This window comes from Pelomonas sp. CA6 (assembly GCF_022549225.1).
In the GTDB taxonomy this organism is placed as follows: Bacteria; Pseudomonadota; Gammaproteobacteria; order Burkholderiales; family Burkholderiaceae_C; genus Roseateles.
This window is the reverse complement of record NZ_JAKZFD010000015.1, coordinates 43,998-64,916: the sequence shown is the minus strand read 5'-3', so window position 1 is coordinate 64,916 and position 20,919 is coordinate 43,998. Positions and strand designations below refer to the sequence as shown.

Sequence of the window (20,919 nt, the reverse complement as noted above, 5' to 3'; positions counted from 1 at the left end):
AGATTCCGGCATGTCCAAGACCAACGCTGTCCGCGCCACGCTGTACTTTGACGGGGCTTGTCCGGTCTGCTCTCGCGAGGTCGCGATGTATCGCCGCGGTCCCGGTGCCGAGCAACTGGGCTGGGTCGATCTGTCCCGCTGCGAAACGGCCGATCTCGGTCCGGGCCTGAGCCGGGAGGCGGCCTTGGGGCGACTGCACCTGCGGCTCGCGGATGGGCGGCTGCTCAGCGGCGCGGCGGCCTTCACCGCGCTGTGGACCCTGCTGCCACGGTGGGCCTGGCTGGGACGCTTGCTGGCGCCAGCGCCGGTGCAAAGCGTGCTTGAGGCGGGGTACCGGGCGTTCCTGCGCCTGCGGCGCCTGTGGCGGCGGCCGGTGGAGTCATGAACGCAGCCCCGCGGCGCGGGCATCGCGGCAACAAGCAGTCGCTGCCCAGCAAGACCTGTGTCCGCTGCCAGCGCCCCATGAGCTGGCGTCGCCGCTGGGCCCATTGCTGGGAGCAGGTGCGGTACTGCTCCGAGGCCTGTCGCCGGGCGGGGCCGGTGCCGCGTCAGCCATGAGGCGCTGCCGCCATCTGGTCCTCGTGCTGGGCGACCAGCTCGATCTGCAGGCCTCCGCGCTGGACGGTTTCGATCCGGCCCAGGATGGGGTCTGGATGGCCGAGGTGGCCGAGGAGTCCACGCATGTCTGGTCCAGCCAGCCACGCATTGCGCTCTTCCTGTCGGCCATGCGGCATTTCGCCGCGGCCCTGCGGGCACGGGGTTGGCCGCTGTACTACCGTCGGCTGGATGAGGATCCGGAACCCGCGAGCCTGGACCAAGCTCTGAAGGCGACGCTGGCGGAGTTGCGCCCGCAGCGCTTGGTCATGACCGCGCCGGGAGACTGGCGGGTCCTGCGCTCCTTGCGTGCGCTCGCCGCCGATGCGGGCGTGCCGCTTGAGCTGCGCGAAGACCGGCATTTCTTCAGCACGGTGCGCGAATTCAGTGCCCATGCCCGGACGCGCAAGCAGCTGCGCCTGGAGTTCTTCTACCGCGAGCTGCGCCAGCGTCACGGGGTGCTGATGGACGGCGGCAAGCCCGCGGGCGGGCGCTGGAACCTTGATGCCGACAACCGCGAGGCCTTTGGGCCCGAGGGGCCGGGGCGCCTGCCGCCGCCGCCGCGCTTCGAGCCCGACGCGACGACCCGCGAGGTGCTGGCCTGGGTCGCGCAGCGCTTTGTCCGCCACCCCGGCCGCCTGGATGCGTTTGCCTGGCCGGTGAATCGCGAGCAGGCACTGGCGGCGCTGCAGCAGTTCATCGACGAGCGGCTGGCGCTCTTCGGGCCCTACGAGGACGCCCTGTGGCCGGGCGAGCCCTGGCTGTACCACTCGCAACTGTCGGCCGCCCTCAACCTGAAGCTGCTCGGCGCGCGCGAGGTGGTGAAGGCCGCCGAGGACGCCTACCGGGCCGGGCGCGTGCCGCTGCGCAGCGCCGAAGGCTTCATCCGCCAGATCCTGGGCTGGCGCGAATACGTGCGCGGCCTTTACTGGACGCAGATGCCGGACTACCTGGAGCGCAATGCCCTGGGCGCGGGCGAGGCGCTGCCGGCCTGGTATTGGACCGGGGACACGCAGATGGCCTGTCTGCGCGAGGTGCTCCGGCAAACCCTGGCGCTGGGCTACGCCCACCACATCCAGCGGCTCATGGTGGTTGGCCTGTTCGCCTTGCTGCTGGGGGTGCGGCCACGCCAGGTGCACGACTGGTTTCTCGCCGTCTATGTCGATGCCGTCGAATGGGTGGAGCTGCCCAACACCCTGGGCATGAGTCAGCATGCGGACGGCGGCCTGATGGCCAGCAAACCCTATGTGGCCACCGGCAAATACATCGAGCGCATGGGCGGGCCCTGCAAGACCTGCCGCTACGACCCGGCGCAGCGGCTGGGCGAGCGCGCCTGCCCCTACACCACGCTGTACTGGGATTTCCTGATGCGCCATGAGGTGCTGCTGGCCGGCAACAGCCGCATGGTCATGCAAGTCCGCAACCTGCAGCGCCTGCCCGACGCGGAACGCGCCGCCATCCGCGAGCGGGCGCAGGCGCTGCGCCTTGCCGCACAAGGCCCGGGCCTGTGATGACCGCCGAGCAACCGCACGTGGACTTCCCTCCCACGCGCGAGGCGGCGCTGGCGCGCATCGCCGCCTTCAACCCTTCGGCGTATGCGCGGACACGCAATCGGCTGGACGGCGCGGTGTCATGCTTGTCGCCTTACATCACGCATGGCTTGGTGAGCCTGCCCGAGGTGTTGGGGCTCGGTTTGCAGCGGGATCCGCAGGGCCCGCTGAGGGCCGTGCAGCACCGCTGGGTGATGGAGCTGGGATGGCGGGAGTATTTCCATCATGTCTGGGAAGCCCGCGGCGACGCGATTCTCGAATCGCTGTGGCCGGGGCCGCGTCCCGATGAAGCCTACGCGCTTGACATGCCGCGGGACATCCGCGAGGCCCGAACCGGGCTGCCGGTCATCGACAGGGCGGTGCGCACGCTCTATGCGAGCGGGTATCTGCACAACCATGCGCGCCTCTGGCTGGCCAGCTATGTGGTGCACGCGCGCCAGGTCCATTGGCGTTGCGCGGCGGACTGGCTGCTGGGCCACCTGATGGACGGCGACCTGGGCTGCAACCACCTGAGCTGGCAATGGGTCGCGGGGACGGCCAGCGCGAAGCCCTATCTGTTCAATGCCGAGAATGTGTCGCGCTTCGCGCCCGAGGACTGGCACAGCCCGGGCACGCCGATCGACACGAGCTACGCCCATTTGGAGGCGATGGCGCGAGGCCTGGCATCCTGGCCGGGAACCCAGGGCGGCCCGCGAAGTGAGCCGCCCGCAACGACCTCCCGCCCTCCGCAGACAGGCCGGCCGCCGCCGGCGGAGGTGGTGCGCGGCCGCACGGTGTGGCTGGTCCATCCTTGGGCCTTGGGTGAGCCGCCGGACGATCTGCCGGCCGACCGGCTCTGCATTGGCTGGTGGCCGGAGCCTTACCACCTCCGCTGGCCCTGGCGTGGGCGGCGCTGGCGCTTCGTGGCGACGCGCATGGGCGCCCTGGCCTCCTATGACTGGTATGGCGACGGCGCGTCCCTGGCCCACCTGCTGCGCGGTGCCCAGGAGGTCCAGACCCAGGCCAATCCCCATGTCAGCCGCTGGCTGCCGGCGGCGGTGCGTCAGCGCCCCGCGCCGAAGCTCTTCCCGGCCGTCGACCCGACCTGCCGTTCATTTTCGGCCTGGTGGGCGCGCAGCATCCAGGGCATTCGCCACTGCGAGGATCTGCCAGGGCTGCGGGGCTGGGCCAATGGGCAACCGGTGTCCGGCGCGGCGACGACCGTGGCGCGAGCATCAAGAACCGGCGTGGGCGATTCATGAGCGCCCTGGATCTCCCGAGCGCGCGCGCCCTGGCCAGGACGCTACCGCGCAGCACGGGTGTCTACCTGTACTTCGGCGATTCGGCCTTGCCGCTTTACATCGGCAAGAGCGTGGATCTGAGGGCCCGCTTCCTGTCGCACCTGCGCGCCCCCGAGGAGGCGGCCCTGATGCGCCAGGTGCGACGGATCGAATACATCGAAACCGCGGGCGAGTTGGGCGCCTTGCTGCTCGAGGCCAGCCTGATCAAGCAGCGCATGCCGTTGTTCAATCAGCGTCTGCGCCGTACCCGCCGCCTTCACGTCCTGCGCTTGGTGCCACTGGAGGGTGGGGCGCTGCAGCCGCGCATCGAGACGCTGGCCGATGCGCCGTTTGGGCGCGAAGCGGGGTGTTTCGGCCCGTTCAAATCCAGGCATGCCGCGGCCGACCATCTGCGGTCCCAGGCGAAGGCGCACGACCTCTGCTTGGGCCTGCTGGGGCTGGAGGCCATCGGCTCGCGGGGATGTTTCGCGCTTCAGGTCGGCCGCTGCCGGGGCGCCTGTGTGGGGCGCGAGCCGCGGCAGGTGCATGACGAGCGTCTGCGAGAAGCCCTCGACGCATTCCGTGTGCATGCCTGGCCCTATGCGACGGCGGTCCGCATCGTCGAGAGGGCGGGGGACTGGGTCCAGAGCCACGAGGTGCACGAGTGGCGCTATCTCCACACCGATTGCAGCCGCCGAGGCCGCATTGGCGCAGGCATTCAGCAGTCGTTTGATGCGGACATCTATCGGCTGCTGGTTCGCCCGCTCTTGGGGCGCGAATTCGAAATTGTGCAAGTGAGGGATGGGGGGTGATGCGGCCCGCCTGTGCCGTCGTGACGGGCAGCGTGGGCTGCAGTCGGGCGGCCTTCATGGGTCGTGCTCGGGGCGCGCCCGGGAGACTGGATCCGCGGCGGGTCGTCGAATGACGGCGTTGCCATCCCGCAAGCCCCGCCATAAGGACCGCCTGAGCTTGGGACGCGTGAACTTGGTATGGTGCGCTTGTCATCTCGAGTCTTCGTGGCCCACAGACGTTCTCTGATCGTTCGTTGGCGATCGAATGGGAGCGGGCGCCGACGACGGGCGCAAGGGGATGCATGACCATGGTCCGGCACTGCCTGTTCTTTGCCCTCAAGCCGCCAGCGGTCGAGGCCGCCCGCATTGGCCGCCTGGCCGCGCAGCTGCGCGCCGCACATGGCCTGAGCGGCCGTCCGCTGCGCGATGAGCGCTTCCACATCACGCTGGTGCATCTGGGCACGACCGAGCAGCCGCCCGATCCGGCGCTGGTCGACGCCGCGAGGCGTGCCGGCGAGTCGCTGGCCTGGCCGGCCTTCGAGCTGGCCTTCGACCAGTTGCTGAGCTTTGGCCGCGGCGAGGGCCACCATCCCTGGGTGCTGGGCGGGGGCGCCGGGCTGGACGGCGTGCGCGCGTTGCATGCGAGCCTGGTGTCAGGTCTTGCCCGCGAGGGCCTGAGGCCGGGGCGGCAGCGCTATGTTCCCCACCTGACCCTGCTCTACGACGAGCGCAGCCTGGCGCCCCAGGCGCTGGCGGTGCCCGGTTGGCGCGCCGACGAGCTGCAGCTGATCGACAGCCTGCAAGGCCTGACGCGACACGAACTGCTAGGCCGTTGGCCGGCCCGCGGCTGAGGCGCGACGACGCGAGGCGGCCGGTTCGCCGCCGGATTGCAGGCCGGCGAGCCAGCGCGTCAGCAGCTCGCCCAGCTGACGCCGCTGCGCCGCGCCCAGCGGCGCCAGCACGCGCTCCAGGTTGGCCACGTGCAGTGGCAAGGTGCGATCGATCAGCGCCAGCCCGGCGGGCGTCAGCGCCACCAGGGTGCCGCGCCGATCGCTGGGATGCGGCTGGCGCGCGATCAGGCCGGCCTGTTCCAGGCGGTCGAGGCGCGCGGTCATGCCGCCGGAGGACATCATCGCCGCCTCGTACAAGGCGGTCGGCGTCAGTGCGTAAGGGGCGCCGCTGCGGCGCAACGTGGCCAATACGTCGAACTCGCCGCTGCCCAGGCCCAGGTCGCTGAACAGCGGCTGCACGTGGTCGCGGCCGATCACCAGTGCCAGTTCAGCCAGCCGTCCGACCAGCTCCATCGCCGATGCGTCGATGTCCGGACGTTCGTCGCGCCATTGCGCGGCGGCTGCCGCGGCTCTGTCCTTAGCCTGCACCTCGCCCATGGTTATCTCGCTGAAAAGTATCTTGATGGAAAGATAATAGCGCCAGGAACGCGGGGCGGCCATCGGTGCCCACCCGAGGTTCGTCGACGACAAGGAGGATCATGAAGTCTCGTATTTCCGCAGCACCGGCGCCAGCCGCCGGGCTGCTGCTGCTGGCCATCGTGGCCGTTGCGCTCAACCTGCGGCCGGTGATGGCGGTGCAGGGCCCGTTGCTGGACCTCATCGAACGCGAAACCGGCATGGGCTCGGCCGGGGCCGGGCTGCTGACCACCTTGCCGGTGGCGATGATGGGGCTGGGCGCGCTGGCCGGCGGCCGCTTGCGCCGCCTGCTGGGCGAGCGTGTCGGCATCGTGCTCGGTACCTTGCTCGTGGCGCTGGCCTGCGCGGCGCGCCTGCTGCTGCCCGGCACGGCGGGCTTGCTGGGCAGCGCCGCCGCCGCGGGGCTGGGCATCGCACTGGTGCAGGCACTGATGCCAGGCGTGCTCAAGGCGAGCTTCGGTGCCGGCGCGGGCCGGGCCATGGGGCTGTACACCACCGGCATCATGGGCGGCGCCGCGGTGGCGGCGGCCAGCGCGGCCGGGGTGGCCGCGCAGCTGGGCTGGCAGGCGGGGCTGGCGCTGTGGGCCGTGCCGGCGGCCGCGGCGGCACTGCTGTGGTGGCGCGCGGCGCCCGCGGCCCGGGGCGCCGGCGTGGGGCTGCAGGCGCGGTCCACGCCGGCGGTCTGGCGCCTGCCGCGCGCCTGGAGCCTGATGCTGTTCTTTGGTCTGGGTACCGGCGCCTATACGCTGGTGCTGGCCTGGCTCCCACCTTATTACGTGAGCTTGGGCCAGAGCCGCGCCGCTGGCGGCCTGCTGCTCGCGGGGCTGACGGTGGCCGAGGTGGTCTCGGGGCTGCTGGTCTCGGTCTTCATCCATCGCTTCCCGGACCGGCGCGTGCCGCTGGCGGCGGTGCTGCTGTCGCTGCTGGCGGGCCTGGGCTGCCTGATCGTGGCGCCGCTGGCGCTGATGGCACCGGCGGTGTTTCTGACCGGACTGGGCATAGGCGCACTGTTCCCGCTCTCGCTGATCCTGGCGCTGGACCATGTGGACGACGCGCAGGGCGCCAGCGAGCTGACGGCCTTCGTGCAGGGCGGCGGCTATCTGGTCGCCAGCCTGATGCCCGTGGTGGCGGGCCTGATCCGCGAGCGCCTCGCCGACCTGACCCAGGCCTGGGTGTTGATGGCGCTGGGCGTGCTGCTGATGCTGGCCCTGGTGTTGCGCTTCGCGCCGCGGAGCTGCCGGCTGTTCGGACCGCGGCCGGCTCAGGCGGCGGCTTGCGCGGCCAAGGCCTGAGCGAGCGCGCGCACGCTCAGCGGGGCCGAGCCTTCGGCCTTGTTGCTGATCGTGACCATGACCGGGTGGCCGGCCCGCGCGGTGGCATGGGCGACGCGGGCCAGCACGGCGCGCGTGGATGGGTCCGGGTCCTGCATGCGGTCGAACTCGCCATAGCGGCGCTCGGCCTCTTCATAGCCATAGGGACCGTGCAGACGGTTGAGGTTCCATCGGCAGACCAGCGGGCCCGGCCACAGCGCGCGCAGCAGCGGCAGTTGCTGCTCGATGGGCGGCAGCTTGGGGTGCAAGCCCAGGCAATACCTGGCCCCGGCTTCGCGCAGCACGGCGACGAAATCGGGCGTGAGCCATTGCGGGTCGCGCACCTCCACGGCCACGACCGCCTGCGGCGCCCGTTCGTGTAAGGCGGGCAACGCCCGCAGCATGCGGCGCAGCCGCTCCAGCTGCTCTGGCAGGCGCTGCAGCAGCGCGGGCGGCAGCGGGCTGATCTGGAACACCAGTGCGCCGGTCTTGGCGCCCAGGCCTTCCTGTGCCGGCTGTACGAATTCCTGCACCGCCAGCGCGGGGTCCAGGAAGGCCGGATTGAGCTCCTTGCCGCGCCCGTCCTCGCTGCGTATCAGCGCATCGCAGACCAGGCTGGGCGCCTTGACGGTGAAGCGAAAGTCCTCGGGCACCTGCAGCGCGTAGCGCTCGTACTGGCTGGCCGTGAGCGGACGGTAGAAGCCGCGGTCGATGCCGACGGCGCGCAGCAGCGGATGGCGGGCATAGGCGCGCAGGCCCGATTTGGACAGCTGGCTCTCGCTGTGCCGGCCGGCCCAGACCAGGCCCTCCCAGCCCGGATAGGTCCAGGACGAGGTGCCCAGCCTCAGGCTGGCGGGCAGCGTGCGCGCCAACGCCAGATCGTCCGGCTGCGTCGCGGCGGCCTGCACGGCTCCGGCCGGAGCGCGTCGGGCTGTGGTGGCCGGCGTGGCCGCGGGAGCTTCGTCCGCACCGAACAGGTCGACTTGCAACGCCGCGCTGGCATCGTCCTCATCGGCGTCTGGGGCTGGGGCGGAGCGGGGATCGGACATCGGCGGACTCATGGCGTCCAAGCATAGCCAAGCGTGCCGACCCCAGGGTTCCTGCGGCTACACTGCCGCCGATCCACCATGAGCGATTCCTTTGTTCAACCCAGCGCCGCGGACGAGTATGCGATGCGCCTGGCCCTGGACCAGGCGCAGAACGCCTGGCTGGTCGGCGAGGTGCCGGTCGGCGCGGTGATCATGCGCGGCGGGCAGGTGATCGCCACCGGCTACAACCGGCCCATCACCACGCACGATCCGACCGCGCATGCCGAAATCGTCGCGCTGCGCCACGCGGCCCAGCTACTGGGCAACTACCGGCTGCCGGAGTGCGAGCTCTTCGTCACGCTGGAGCCCTGCGCGATGTGCGCGATGGCGATGATGCATGCGCGGCTCAAGCGCGTGGTTTTCGCCGCGACGGACCCCAAGACCGGCGTGGCCGGCTCGGTGCTGGACCTGTTCGCGGCGCGCCAGCTCAACCACCACACGCAGATCCAGGGCGGCGTGCTCGCCGGGCCCGCCGGCGATCTGTTGAAGAAGTTCTTTGCCGAGCGTCGCGAGGCGGCGCGCCAGCGCCGCGAGGCGCGGCGGCGAGAGGAGGGCGATGCCGCCATTCCTGTCGGCGAGGCCCACTACCTGGACGATCCCAAGCCATGAGTTCCCTGATTCTGTTCACCCCGGCCGGCGTGTTGGCCCAGGCCCAGCCCCTGAAGCGTGCGGCCAAGCGCCTGCAATCGCTGGGTTTTTCGGTCGAGATCGATGCCTCGGCGCTCGCCCGCCATCAGCGCTTCGGCGGCGACGACGAGGTCCGTCTCGAGGCCTTGCACCGGGTGGCACGCGCCGCGCCGGACGTGGCGCTGGCCACGCGTGGCGGCTATGGCCTCACGCGGCTGCTGGACCGCATCGACTGGTCGCTGATCGCGCACAGCGCCGAGCACGGCACCCACTGGGTGGGGCAGAGCGACCTGACCGCGCTGCAGCTGGGTCTGCTGGCGCACACCAAAGGCATCAGCTGGGCCGGGCCGCTGGCCTGCGACGACTTCGGCCGGGCCGACGCCGACGGCGGCGTGGACGAGATCACGCGCGACTGCTTCCTGGAGGCCATGGACGGCTCGCTCGAAGCGGTGGGCTTCCGCGAGAGCCTGGCGCCGCGCGGACAGACCCCGCACGACGGGCTGGAGGCGCGTGGCCTGCTGTGGGGCGGCAATCTGACCGTGCTGTGCTCGCTGCTGGGCACGCCGCATTTCCCCAAGGTCAAGGGCGGCATTCTGTTCCTGGAAGACGTCAACGAACACCCCTACCGCGTCGAGCGCATGCTGCTGCAGCTGCAACAGGCCGGCGTGCTGGACGCGCAGAAGGCGGTGCTGTTGGGGGCCTTCAGCGCCTGGAAGAAATCGCCGCTGGACCGCGGCTACGACCTGAAGGCCGCGATCTCGGCGGTGCAGTCGCGCACCCGCACGCCGCTGCTGGGCGGGCTGCCCTTCGGCCATGTGCCGACCAAGGTCTGTTTGCCGGTGGGCGCCAAGGTCGAGCTGGTGGTGCAGGGCCGCGAGGTGCTGCTGGCCTGGGGGCATGACGCCCACCGCGGGCACGAGCACTGAGCCCACGCGGCGCGGCGCCGTGCCGCGTCTTCGCGACAGCCCTCGGGCAAGACCCGTCCCCAGGGGCGCTTCGCCCCGACTAAGATCGTCGCCAGCACGTGGGTGCGGGCCTGCCCCACGGGCAGGGATTGCAGCAAAAATGGGCATGCAATGCCGCTTCGCCGCCAGGCGACGCGGCATTGCTTTTGGAGCACTGGGGACACCATGCCGGGTGGGTTGTGGGGGAGGGCGGGGCGTGCCGCATGGCGGGCGCTGGCCGCCGTGGCGCTGCTGCTGCTGCTGCTGGCCGCATGCGAGGGCGGCGCGCCGCCGAACAGCCCCTACGGCAGCGGCGCGGCCCGGGACAACACGCTGTACATGTCCTTTGACGAGCGCTCGCCGCGCTACCTGGATCCGACCGCCTCCTACACCTCGCCCGAAGGGGCCTACGCCTACCAGATCTACGAGCCGCTCTACGGCTATCACTACCTCAAGAGGCCTTATGTACTGGAGCCGCGCGCTGCGGCCGAGGTCGTGCGGCCCTATTACCTGGACGCGCAGGGGCAGCGTCTCCCGGACGAGGTCGACCCGGAGCGCATCGCGCGCAGCGTCTACGACATCCCCATTCGCAAGGGCGTGCGCTACGCGCCGCATCCCGCCTTCGCGAAGGATGCGCAGGGGCGTTACCTCTATCACCATCTGAGCGCCCGCGAGCTTGGCGATAAACGCAGCCCGTGGCAGTTCGAACAGCGCGGCACGCGCGAGCTGGAGGCCGAGGACTTCGTCTACGCGCTCAAGCGGCAGGCGACGCCACGCGTGGAGGCGCCCATCTTCGGGCTGTTCGCCGAGCATGTGCTGGGGCTGCGCGAGTACGGCGAGCGGATCCAGCGGGAAAACGCCAAGCTGCTGCAGGGCCTGCCCGAATCCGCCCCCGACAAGCCTTTCCTGGACTTCCGGCGCTGGCCCCTGGAAGGCGCGCAAGCGCTGGACCGGCACACCCTGCGCATCACGCTGAAGGGCAAGTATCCGCAGTGGAAGTACTGGATGGCGACCACCTTCCTGGCGCCCGTGCCCTGGGAGGTGGACCTGTTTTACGCCCAGCCGGGCATGAACGAACAAGGCCTGTCCTGGAACCGCTGGCCGGTGGGCACCGGGCCCTTCATGATGACCGAGTACGAACAGGACCGGCGCCATGTGATGTCGCGCAACCCGAACTACCGCGGCGACCCCTATCCCTGCGAGGGCGCGCAGGGCGACCGTGCCGCCGGGCTGCTGGCCGACTGCGGCAAGCCCATGCCTTTCGTGGACAAGATCGTCGCCAACCTCATCAAGGAGCGGGTGCCGCGCAAGGAGATGTTCAAGCAGGGCTATCTGGACCTGCCGGAGATCGAGCGCGCCGACTGGGGGGTGGAGTTCCTGGCCGACCGCGATGATTCGGACGAGGTGGCCGCGCAGTTCAAGGCGCGTGGCTACCAGTTCCCGCAGGACACGGACCCGAGCAACTGGTACCTGGGCTTCAACATGCTGGACCCGGTGGTGGGCCATGGCCGAAGCCCCGAAGAAGACTTGCGCCACCGCAAGCTGCGCCAGGCCATTTCCATCGCGGTGGACTGGGAGGAGGGCTATGGCCAGATCTTCCGCAACAAGGGAGGCAACGCCGCGCACGGGCCGGTGCCGCCGGGTGTGTTCGGCTCGCGCGAGGGACAGCCGGGCTGGCACAACCCGGTCACGCACCGGGTGGTCGACGGGCAGCTGCGGCGCCGCTCTATCGAGGAGGCGCGGCAGCTGCTTGCCGAGGCCGGCTATCCGCAGGGGCGCGACGCCAGGACCGGCAAGCCACTGGTGCTGAGCTACGACTTCCAGCGCGTCGTCACGCCCGAGATGAAGGCGGAGAACGACTGGATGGTCAAGCAGTTCGCCAAGCTGGGCATCCAGCTGGACGTGCGCGCGACCGACTTCAACCAGTTCCAGGAGAAAGTTCTCAAGGGCAAGCACCAGATCTACTGGTGGGGCTGGTTCGCCGACTACCCGGACGCGGAGAACTTCCTCTTCCTGCTCTACGGCCCCAACAGCAAGTCCAAGCAGGCGGGGGAGAACACCTCCAACTACGAGAACCCGGAATACGACCGGCTGTTCAAGCGCTTGCAGAGCCTGGACGACGGCCCTGAAAAGCAGCGGGTGATGGACCGCATGCTGGCCATCGTGCGCGAGGACGCGCCCTGGGCCTGGGGCTATTGGCCCTGGGTGGGGCTGGCCTTCCAGTCCTGGGTGCACAACGGCAAGCCCAGCATCGTCGTGCGCGACGTGGGGCGCTACTACCGCATCGATGCGGCCGAGCGCGCGGTGCGCCAGGCGCAGTGGAACGCGCCGGTCTGGTGGCCGCTCGGGCTGTTGCTGCTGGGCGGGCTGACCATCGTCTGGACCACCCGGCGCAGCTTCCAGGCGCGCGAGCGCGCCACCGCGCGCACGACGGTGGCCGGCAACACCTGACCCTGGCGCATGGCTCAGCCCCTCCTATGTTCAAGTACCTGATGCGCCGGGCCGGCTACGGCCTGCTGATCCTGGTCGGCGTGAACCTGCTGACCTTCTTTCTCTTTTTCACGGTCAACACGCCCGACGACATGGCACGCCTGAACATCGGCGGCAAGCGCGTGACCCAGGAGCAGATCGACAAGTGGAAGGCCGAGCGCGGCTATGACAAGCCGCTGGTCTGGGACGCGCAGGCCCGCGGCGCTGAGCGGCTCACGCACACGATTCTGTGGGAGCGTTCGGTCTCGCTGATGCTGCTGAACTTCGGTCGCTCCGATGCGCGCCAGGCCGTGGACATTGGCCACGAGGTGAAGCAACGCATGGGGGTGAGCCTGCAGCTGGCCATTCCCATCTTCGTGCTGCAGCTGATCGTCAGCGTGGGCTTCTCGCTGCTGCTGGTGTTCTTTCGCCATTCGCGCATCGACTTCTGGGGCGTGGTCGCCTGCGTGCTGATGCTGTCCATCTCCAGCCTGTTCTACATCATCGTCGGCCAGTACTTGTTCTCGCGCGTGCTGCGCCTGGTGCCGATCAACGGCTATGAGCCGGGGCTGGACGCCTTCAAGTTCCTGGCGCTGCCGGTGCTGTTGTCGCTGCTGTCACGGCTGGGCGGCGAGGCGCGGCTCTACCGCGCGATGCTGCTGGAGGAGGTGGGCAAGGACTACGTGCGCACCGCGCGGGCCAAGGGCTTGTCGGAGCCCGCGGTGCTGGTGCGCCATGTGTTGCGCAACGCGCTGATCCCCATCATCACCAGCGCAGGCGCCTATCTGCCCTATGTCTTCCTGGGCAGTCTGGTGTTCGAGAGCTTCTTTGGCATTCCCGGTCTGGGCGCCTTCGTCATCGAGGCGATCACCGGGCAGGACTTCGCCATCGTGCGCACCATGGTCTTCCTCGGTGCGCTGCTGACCATCGCGAGCAACGCGCTGATCGACCTGGTCTACACCTGGGTGGATCCGCGCGTCAGGCTGACCTGAACGGCGGAGAGGGACATGGGCTTCAAGATCGTCGTGCTCTGGACCGATGTGGCGCTGTGGCTGCTGTTCGCCGCGCTGCTGGGCTATGGACTGCGCCTGTGGCGGGTGCCGCATCTGCGCGCCAACTGGCGCCGGGTGCTGCGCGATCCGGCCGCGATGAGCGCCGGCATCGTGCTGCTGGCCTTTCTGGCCGTGGCCGCGCTGGACAGCCTGCACCTGCGCCGCGCGCTGGACGGCGGCGCGGGCCAGACCCTGTTCTACAGCACGCGGACCGAATCGTTGCTGGACCTGGCGCTGGCGCGCCAGATCGGCATGCGTGAATCCAGCTATTCCGCGCCGCTGGCCTACCGCGGCTTCAGCAAGGAGGCGGTGTCGCTGGATGATGGACGGATCGTGCGCGAGCACCCGCGGCTGGCCCATGGCGGCGCGCATCTGGATGGGACCGAGTCGCAGCTGCGCCAGGCCTGGGCCGCCGACCTCGCACGGCGTGCGTTGGCGGGGCTGGCCGGCGCGCTGGCGGGCTGTGGCCTGGCGCTGCTGCTGTTCGTCGCGGCGCTGGCGCCACGGCCCTGGCACGCGGCGGGCTGGCGCCAGGCGATTTTCCAGCTGCTGGGCGACCACACCGAGCTGCCGTGGCGCGCGGCCTGGCTGACGGTCTGCGTTCTGCTGCTGCTGGCCGGCCCGGTGGTCGCGCTGATGGGCCACTACCATGTGTTCGGCACCGACCGCACCGGCAACGACGTGCTCTACCAGGCGCTCAAGAGCGTGCGCACGGCCTTCGTGATCGGCGCGCTGTCGACGTTGGCCACCTTGCCGTTCGCGCTGGTGCTGGGCATCTTGGCGGGCTACTTCAAGGGCTGGGTGGACGAGCTGATCCAGTATGTCTACACCGTGCTGTCCTCGGTGCCCAATGTGCTGCTGATCGCCGCCTGCGTGCTGATGCTGCAGGTCTTCCTGGACCAGCACAGCGAGTTGTTCGAGACCAGCGCGGAGCGGGCCGACCTGAAGATCTTCCTGCTCTGCGCGATCCTGGGCCTGACCGGCTGGGCCCAGCTGTGCCGGCTGATACGCGCCGAAACCTTGAAGCTCAGCGAGCTGGACTTCGTGCAGGCGGCCACCGCCTTCGGCGTTTCGCATGGCCGCATCATGCTGCGCCACATTGGTCCCAATGTGCTGCACCTGCTGCTGATCAGCGTGGTGCTGAGCTTCTCCGAACTCATCCTCTACGAGGCGGTGCTGACCTACGTGGGCGTGGGGGTGGATCCCGACATGAACAGCTTCGGCGGCATGATCAACCTGGCGCGCTCGGAGATGTCGCGCGAGCCCATCGTCTGGTGGAGCTTCGCCGCCGCCTTCGGGGCCATGGTGAGCCTGGTGCTGGCGGCCAACCTGTTCGCCGACGGGGTGCGCGACGCCTTCGATCCGCGCTCGCGCAAGCTGCGTCCGCGATGGCTGGCGCAGCGCCGCGCCGCCGAGGAAGGCACCGGCTGATGGAAGAGCAGGGCATGCTGAGCATCGAAGACCTGCGGGTCGAACTGGACGCCGACGCGGGGCTGGTCCGCGCGATCGACGGCATCAGCCTCACACTGTCGCGTGGACAGACTTTTGCGCTGGTGGGCGAGTCCGGCTGCGGCAAGAGCATGACCGCGTTGGCGCTGATGCGACTGCTGCCCGACAACGGCCGCATCGCCGGCGGCCGCCTGATGCTGGACGGCGAGGATTTGTTCGACCTCAGCGAGGCGCGCATGCGTCAGGTCCGCGGCGGTCGCATTGCGATGATTTTTCAGGAGCCGGGCACCAGCCTGAATCCGGTGATGCGCGTGGGCGACCAACTGGTCGAGGCGATCCAGGCGCATACCGAGCTGCGTGGCGAGGCCGCGCGCGCCAAGGCGCTGGAGTGGCTGCACCGCGTGGGCCTGCCGGAGCCGGAGCGACGTTTGCGGGACCATCCCTTCCGGCTGTCCGGCGGCCAGAAGCAGCGCGTGATGATCGCGATGATGCTGGCGGCCGAGCCGGACTTCCTGATCGCCGACGAGCCGACGACGGCGCTGGACGTGACGATACAGGCGCAGATCCTGGCCCTGCTGAAAGAGCTGCAGCGCGAGCGCGGGCTGGGGCTGCTGCTGATCACGCATGATCTGGCGGTGGTCGCGGGCATGGCGCACCAGGTGGCGCTGATGTATGCCGGGCAGATCGTCGAGCAAGCCTCGGCGGCGCAGTTCTTCGCCGCGCCGCGCCATCCCTATGCGCGGCTGCTGCTGCAGGCGCTGCCCGATGCGCAGCGCCGCGGCGAGCGGCTTGCGGCGATTGCCGGCACCGTGCCGCCGCTGTGGCAGCGTTTCCCCGGCTGCCGCTTCGCGCCGCGCTGCGACCAGGCGATGCGGCATTGCGCCAGCCGCCGGCCTGCGCTGACGGCCTTGGGGGGCGAGTCCGGGCGGCAGGTTCGCTGCCTGGCCTACAGCGAGCCCTACAGCGAGCCCTACAGCGAGCCACTGCAAAAGCCGGAGACCGCCGCCCGGGCTGAGGCGGCCGATTTTGCGCCAGCCAGCGTGGCGCAGGACGCGGCCGCCCGCCCGCTGCTGGAGGTGCGCGATCTGCGCGTGCGCTATGTGCTGTCGCGCACGCTGATGGGGCAGCCCGCGCGCGTCTTCGAGGCGGTCGACGGAGTGTCGTATGCGATCGAGCCGGGCCGTACGCTGGCCCTGGTCGGCGAATCGGGCTGCGGCAAGACCACCTCGGGCAAGGCCATCGTGCAGCTGCTGCGCGGGCGGGCCGAGGTTTCGGGGCAGGCGCTGCTGCACGCCGGCGATGCGCCGGTGGACCTGTTCCAGCTTGAGGGCGCGGCACTGAAGGCGGCTCGCCGGCAGGTTCAAATCGTGTTTCAGGACCCGTTCGCCTCGCTGAATCCGCGCCTGCGCGTGCAGGATCTGCTGGAGGAAGGGCTGCTGGCACTGCGCCCCGAGCTGGACGGGCCGGCCCGCCTGCGCCTGTTGCAGGAGCTGGTGGACCAGGTCGGCCTGCGCCGCGACGCGTTGCAGCGTTTCCCGCACGAGTTCTCTGGTGGCCAGCGCCAGCGCATCGCGATCGCGCGCGCGCTGGCGGTGCAGCCACGCCTGATCGTCTGCGACGAACCGACCTCGGCGCTGGACGTGTCCGTGCAGGCGCAGATCCTGAACCTGCTGAAGGCACTGCAACGCAGCCATGGGCTGGCCTACCTCTTCATCACGCACAACATCGGCGTTGTGGAGTACATCGCCGACGAGGTGGCGGTGATGGAGCGCGGCCGTATCGTCGAGTCCGGTCCGGCGGGCGAGGTGCTTTCGGCCGCGTCGCAGCCCTACACGCGGCGCCTGCTGGCCGCGGTGCCGCGCATGACCGCCTGAAAGACCCTGAAGCGCAAACGGTTGCCGTTGGCCGGTACCCGTGGCTGTGTGCGCGCAGCGGCGCGAGCGTCGCCTGTTCTTGCGTGCTGGCGAAGTGGGGCGCCGAGACGCCAACCCCCTACGGCTGTGCGTATAGACTGTCGGTCGCGGGAAATCCCTATATGGTGCCCGGGTGGTCGTGTGTTCGCATACCACTAAAATACCAAATACCGGTGCAGAGATGCGTTGGTTGTCCGGATTGGCGAGCTGCGTAAGCTTCGTTAAAGCCTGGGGTAAGCCCCATGCTTGAGCCCAGCTGACGCTCGTTTATGATTTGGGCTGCGCAAGCTAGGTGAAAGGTGTAGCCGTTCTACGCGTCACTTTGCTTGAGAGGCCCGTGGTCAAAAGCCAGCGGGCATTTTTGTTGCTTTGATCGGGTCCGTACCGTGCCCAGAGTGTTGAGTCTTTCTGTCCATCCTGCATGGGGTCGCCTCATCCAGCAGCCCGTTGGCTGCCTAGATGGGGTTCCGTCCTCCCGCAACGCCGGCAAGAGTCGCTTCTAACTCGGGGTGACGGCCGTGAGCAGCGTAGCCGCTGTGTCGAGCGAACTTTCCCCTCCAGTGTCTCGATGAAAGTGTTTCGCAGTTTGATGAAGGAGCGCGCATGAACTTTGCGCAAGACCAGAAGGCCGGTTCGCGTCTGACCGGATTCGGCATCGTGATCTTGATTCACGTGCTGATCGTCTGGGCGCTGGCCAGCGGCCTGGCCACCAAGGTGGTCGAGGCCGTCAAGGGTCCGATCGACGTGAAGGTGGTCGAGGAGAAGGTCAAGCCGCCGCCCCCGCCCGAGAAGGTGGTGCCGCCCCCGCCCGATCTGAAGGCCCCGCCGCCGCCTTTCGTGCCGCCGCCCGAGGTGACCGTGACGGCGCCGCCGCCGCCCATGGCCGCGGTGGCCGTGCAGAGCACGACGCCGCCGCCGACCAACACGGTGGCGCCGACCAACCCGACCCCCGCGCCGGTCGCCGCTCCCGCACCGCGTCCCGCGAAGATCACCGCCGCCATGGTCTGCACCAAGATGGGCAAGCCTGACATTCCCGCGGTGAACTGGGCCGGCCGTGCCGAGTACAAGGCGACCGCCACCGTGAAGGCGGGCCGTGTCACCAGCGTGGAGCTGGCCGTGATCCGTGGCGCCAACGACCGCAAGGCCGAGCGTGCTCTGCGCGCTGCCGTGGTCAGCGCGCTGACGGACACCTACGAATGTCCGGGCGATCACGTGTTCGAACAGGAATTCGTCTTCAACATCGATTAAGCCGGCGGGGCCGCATGAGCCCCGCTTCCCCGCATGGGGTGCCTGTCCCGGGACACCGTCAGGCGCTCCAGCCCTAACCCCGTATTCCAGATCGCCAGATCTTTTTGCGTAGGAGCTAACTCCATGATCTCTCGTATCTCTGCCTTGATTGCGGCTGTGGCTTGTGCCGCGACCCTGGCCGTGTCGCCCCTGGTGGCCCATGCTCAAGACCAGCAGGCGTCCGCCGCCTCTGCCGCTCCCGCCGAACAGACTGCTGCTCCCGTTGCCGAGGCTGCCGCTCCCGCCGCTGCCGCTGCCACCGAGAAGAAAGACAACCCCTACAGCCTGGGCAACATCATTGCCCACGGCAACACCGTGGACCAGGCCGTTCTGGTGATCCTGGCCATCATGTCCATGGGCTCCTGGTACATCCTGTTCATCCGCCTGTGGGATACCGCCAAGCTGAACAAGGAAGCCAAGGAAGTGCGCGCCTCCTTCTTCAAGAAGGCCAGCCTGCAAGAAGGCCTGAAGAGCCTGAGCGAAACCGGCGCTTTCCGCTACATCGCCCAGACCGGCGTGGACGCTTCGGAGCACCATGAAGGCGCGCTGACCGAAAACATCGACCACAACACCTGGGTGACGATGAACATCGACCGCGCCGTCGGCGAAGTGAACTCGCGTCTGCAAGGCGGCCTGGGCTTCCTGGCGACCGTGGGTTCGACCTCTCCCTTCATCGGCCTGTTCGGTACCGTGTGGGGCATTCTGCAAGCCCTGACCCAGATCGGCGTGGCTGGCCAGGCTTCGATCGACAAGGTGGCCGGCCCCGTGGGCGCCGCGCTGATCATGACCGCCATCGGTCTGGCCGTCGCCGTTCCCGCCGTGCTGGGCTACAACTGGCTGGTCAACCGCAACAAGGCCGTGATGTCGCAAGTGCGTGCCTTTGCTGCCGACCTGCACGGCGTGCTGATGGGCAACCGCAAGGTTGCCGGTCGTTAATCCCAAGCCACCCGGAGACTCATCATGGGGATGAACGTCGGTTCGTCCGGCGGCGAAGACGAGGTGGTCTCGACCATCAACACCACGCCCCTCGTGGACGTGATGCTGGTGTTGTTGATCATCTTCCTGATCACCGTGCCGGTGGTGACGCAGTCGGTGGGGGTGACCCTGCCGAAAGAGACCAATGCGGTCCGCGTCACCAAGCCGGAGAACATTGAAATCGCGGTGACCAAGGACGGGGACATCTACTGGGGCGTGAGCCTGGTGCCTGATACCGAGGCCCTGGTGGAGCGCCTGAAGAAGGTGTCTGTCCTGAATCCGCAGCCGGAAGTGCATATCCGTGGCGACGACAAGTCGCGTTACGAGAACGTCGGCAAGGTGATGGTGGCGTGCCAGCGCGCCGGCATCATGCAGGTCAAGTTCGTCACCGAGCCGCCGGCTCGGGGTGGCTGAACAAGGAGTTGAACCATGGGAATGAATGTTGGTAACTCCTCGGGCGGCGATGAAGCGGACGTGATGCTGGACGTCAACACGACGCCGCTGATCGACGTGATGCTGGTGCTGCTGGTGATGCTGATCATCACCATCCCCATCCAGCTGCACTCGATCAACCTGGACATGCCGCCACCGAGCAACCAGCAGCCGCTGAAGGATCCCATCGTGCACGAGGTCTTCATCGACTTCGACGGCACGGTGATGTGGGACGGCACGCCGGTTGCCAACCATGCGGACCTGGAAGCCAAGCTGTCCCAGGTCGTCGCCGAGCCAGACCAGCCCGAGGTGCACATCAAGCCCAACAAGCTGGTTGAGTACGGCAACGTGGCCGCGGTGATGGCGGCGGCGCAGCGCCTGGGCGTCAAGAAGATGGCCATGGTCGGGAACGAGCAGTTCCTGAACTGATGGCGGTCTGAACGCTTGATACAGTGAACGCGCTGCCCGCAAGGGTGGCGCGTTTTTCGTTGCAGGAGAGAACCTGATGAAATTGAAGACTTTGGCCTCGGTGGCCGTGGGTGCCGCAGCGCTGGTGCTGGGCAATGCACCGCAGGGTCGGCTGGGCCTGGGCCAGGCGCAGGCGCAGGTGCGCCCCGACGTGGGCAAGCATCTGAAGGCGGCGGGCGACCTGCTGAAGGCCGGCAAGGGCGCGGAAGCGCTCGCCAAGGTCCGCGAGGCCGAGGGCGTCAGCGGCCGCAATGCCGACGAGAACGCGGCACTGGAGCAGATGCGCGTGGCTGCGGCCTCGCGCACCGGCGATGCCGACCAGATGGTCAAGGGCTATGAGGCGCTGAAGGCCTCGGGCCGCCTGTCGCAGGCGCAGCAGCTGCAGATGATGGAGTCCATCGCCGGCACCTATTCGCGCGCCAACAACCACGCCAAGGCGCTGGACTGGGCCAACCGCTACTTCGCCGCCGGCGGCAACAGCCCCACGGTCAAGCAGGTGCAGTCCTATTCGCAGTGGAACTCCGGTGACGTCGGCGCCGTGCTGAAGGAAACGCTGGCCGAGATCCAGGCTGACGAGAAGGCCGGCCGCACGCCGTCGCAGCAGAAGCTCAATCTGTTGCTGAGCGCCGCGAGCAAGAAGGGCGACACCGCGACCGAGGCGCTGGCTGTCGACAAGCTGCTGAACTACTACCCGACCAAGCAGCTGTGGGCCCAGGTGCTGGGCTCGATGCAGAGCCGCAAGGGCTTTTCGCCGCGCTTCACGCTGGACGTCTATCGCCTGCGCCTGGCGACGGACAACCTGCGCGACGCCAACGATTACATGGAGATGGCTCAGCTGTCCGCCCAGGCCGGCTTCCCCGAAGAGGGCAAGAAGGTGATGGACAAGGGCTTCGCCGCCGGCGTGCTCGGCCAGGGCGCCGAGGCCGCGCGTCAGAAGCGTCTGGCCGACCTGCTGGTCAAGCGCATCGAGGAAGCCAAGGCCGGCCAGGCCGCGGCCGAGAAGGATGCACGCGACGCCAAGGAAGGCGATGGGCTGATCAAGCTGGGTTTGGCGCTGGCCTACCGCGGCGAGGGCGCCAAGGGCGTCAAGCTGGTCGAGGAAGGCATCGCCAAGGACAACCTGAAGCGTCCGGAAGATGCCAAGCTCTATCTCGGCCTGGCCCAGTTCCTGGCCGGCGATGCCGGCAAGGCACAGCAGACCTGGCGTGGCGTGAAGGGCAACGACGGCAGCGCCGACCTGGCCCGCCTGTGGATCGTGCACGCGCGCAGCGCCAAGAAGTAAGT

Annotated in this window: 20 protein-coding genes; 18 read left to right on the top strand and 2 right to left on the bottom strand. The window is 68.9% G+C overall.

Annotated features, from left to right (window positions below; translation table 11 throughout):
- Nucleotides 1-10 precede the first annotated feature (10 nt).
- From LZ017_RS20540 to LZ017_RS20515, 6 genes are all read left to right on the top strand, one after another.
- The gene (locus LZ017_RS20540; protein ID WP_241398794.1) at nt 11-385 is read left to right on the top strand and encodes a thiol-disulfide oxidoreductase DCC family protein; all 375 of its coding nucleotides are present in this window, start codon (nt 11-13) and stop codon (nt 383-385) included.
- Nucleotides 382-558: a DUF2256 domain-containing protein gene (locus LZ017_RS20535; protein ID WP_241398793.1), complete on the top strand. Its 177-nt coding sequence runs from the start codon at nt 382-384 to the stop codon at nt 556-558. The genes LZ017_RS20540 and LZ017_RS20535 overlap by 4 nt, the downstream gene beginning before the upstream one ends.
- Nucleotides 555-2,105 carry a cryptochrome/photolyase family protein gene (locus tag LZ017_RS20530; protein WP_241398792.1) on the top strand — a complete coding sequence of 517 codons (1,551 nt, stop codon included), beginning with the start codon at nt 555-557 and terminating at the stop codon, nt 2,103-2,105. The genes LZ017_RS20535 and LZ017_RS20530 overlap by 4 nt, the downstream gene beginning before the upstream one ends.
- Complete coding sequence (locus tag LZ017_RS20525) at nt 2,105-3,385, top strand: FAD-binding domain-containing protein (RefSeq protein ID WP_241398815.1); 1,281 nt, start codon at nt 2,105-2,107, stop codon at nt 3,383-3,385. Before LZ017_RS20530 ends, LZ017_RS20525 begins: the two co-directional genes overlap by 1 nt.
- Nucleotides 3,382-4,215 (top strand): endonuclease, encoded by an 834-nt coding sequence (locus LZ017_RS20520; protein ID WP_241398791.1) that lies wholly within the window; start codon nt 3,382-3,384, stop codon nt 4,213-4,215. The genes LZ017_RS20525 and LZ017_RS20520 overlap by 4 nt, the downstream gene beginning before the upstream one ends.
- 281 nt (nt 4,216-4,496) lie before the next feature.
- Nucleotides 4,497-5,045 carry a 2'-5' RNA ligase family protein gene (locus LZ017_RS20515; protein WP_241398790.1) on the top strand — a complete coding sequence of 183 codons (549 nt, stop codon included), beginning with the start codon at nt 4,497-4,499 and terminating at the stop codon, nt 5,043-5,045.
- On the opposite strand, the gene LZ017_RS20510 is transcribed toward LZ017_RS20515, so the two are convergent.
- A complete protein-coding gene (locus LZ017_RS20510) occupies nt 5,019-5,582 on the bottom strand; it encodes a MarR family winged helix-turn-helix transcriptional regulator (protein WP_241398789.1) in 564 nt (187 codons plus the stop codon). The two genes, LZ017_RS20515 and LZ017_RS20510, sit on opposite strands and share 27 nt — an antisense overlap.
- Nucleotides 5,583-5,683: 101 nt before the next feature.
- On the opposite strand from LZ017_RS20510, the gene LZ017_RS20505 reads away from it, so the two are divergent.
- A complete protein-coding gene (locus tag LZ017_RS20505) occupies nt 5,684-6,913 on the top strand; it encodes an MFS transporter (protein WP_241398788.1) in 1,230 nt (409 codons plus the stop codon).
- Here the strand turns inward: LZ017_RS20505 and LZ017_RS20500 are convergent.
- The gene (locus LZ017_RS20500; protein WP_241398787.1) at nt 6,883-7,980 is read right to left on the bottom strand and encodes a DUF72 domain-containing protein; all 1,098 of its coding nucleotides are present in this window, start codon (nt 7,978-7,980) and stop codon (nt 6,883-6,885) included. The genes LZ017_RS20505 and LZ017_RS20500 overlap by 31 nt on opposite strands.
- A gap of 78 nt (nt 7,981-8,058) precedes the next feature.
- On the opposite strand from LZ017_RS20500, the gene tadA reads away from it, so the two are divergent.
- The 11 genes from tadA (at nt 8,059) to LZ017_RS20445 (ending at nt 20,917) form a co-directional block, all read left to right on the top strand.
- Entirely contained in the window at nt 8,059-8,628 is a 570-nt protein-coding gene (tadA, locus tag LZ017_RS20495) for a tRNA adenosine(34) deaminase TadA (RefSeq protein WP_241398786.1), read from the top strand.
- The gene (locus LZ017_RS20490) at nt 8,625-9,572 is read left to right on the top strand and encodes an LD-carboxypeptidase (RefSeq protein ID WP_241398785.1); all 948 of its coding nucleotides are present in this window, start codon (nt 8,625-8,627) and stop codon (nt 9,570-9,572) included. The genes tadA and LZ017_RS20490 overlap by 4 nt, the downstream gene beginning before the upstream one ends.
- Before the next feature lie 204 nt (nt 9,573-9,776).
- Nucleotides 9,777-12,041: an ABC transporter substrate-binding protein gene (locus LZ017_RS20485; RefSeq protein ID WP_241398784.1), complete on the top strand. Its 2,265-nt coding sequence runs from the start codon at nt 9,777-9,779 to the stop codon at nt 12,039-12,041.
- Nucleotides 12,042-12,067: 26 nt separating this feature from the next.
- The gene (locus LZ017_RS20480; protein WP_241398783.1) at nt 12,068-13,051 is read left to right on the top strand and encodes an ABC transporter permease; all 984 of its coding nucleotides are present in this window, start codon (nt 12,068-12,070) and stop codon (nt 13,049-13,051) included.
- Nucleotides 13,052-13,066: 15 nt separating this feature from the next.
- Nucleotides 13,067-14,542 carry an ABC transporter permease gene (locus tag LZ017_RS20475; protein ID WP_241398782.1) on the top strand — a complete coding sequence of 492 codons (1,476 nt, stop codon included), beginning with the start codon at nt 13,067-13,069 and terminating at the stop codon, nt 14,540-14,542.
- 14 nt (nt 14,543-14,556) lie between these two features.
- The gene (locus tag LZ017_RS20470; protein WP_241398781.1) at nt 14,557-16,434 is read left to right on the top strand and encodes an ABC transporter ATP-binding protein; all 1,878 of its coding nucleotides are present in this window, start codon (nt 14,557-14,559) and stop codon (nt 16,432-16,434) included.
- Between the two features lie 642 nt (nt 16,435-17,076).
- Complete coding sequence (locus LZ017_RS20465) at nt 17,077-17,721, top strand: ABC transporter substrate-binding protein (RefSeq protein ID WP_241398817.1); 645 nt, start codon at nt 17,077-17,079, stop codon at nt 17,719-17,721.
- Nucleotides 17,722-17,844: 123 nt separating this feature from the next.
- A complete protein-coding gene (locus LZ017_RS20460; protein WP_241398814.1) occupies nt 17,845-18,696 on the top strand; it encodes a MotA/TolQ/ExbB proton channel family protein in 852 nt (283 codons plus the stop codon).
- 24 nt (nt 18,697-18,720) lie between these two features.
- Entirely contained in the window at nt 18,721-19,149 is a 429-nt protein-coding gene (locus LZ017_RS20455; protein WP_241398780.1) for a biopolymer transporter ExbD, read from the top strand.
- A 15-nt stretch (nt 19,150-19,164) separates the two neighbouring features.
- Nucleotides 19,165-19,596: a biopolymer transporter ExbD gene (locus tag LZ017_RS20450; protein WP_241398779.1), complete on the top strand. Its 432-nt coding sequence runs from the start codon at nt 19,165-19,167 to the stop codon at nt 19,594-19,596.
- 76 nt (nt 19,597-19,672) lie between these two features.
- Nucleotides 19,673-20,917, top strand: coding sequence for a hypothetical protein (locus tag LZ017_RS20445; protein ID WP_241398778.1), 1,245 nt, complete (start codon nt 19,673-19,675; stop codon nt 20,915-20,917).
- Nucleotides 20,918-20,919 lie beyond the last annotated feature (2 nt).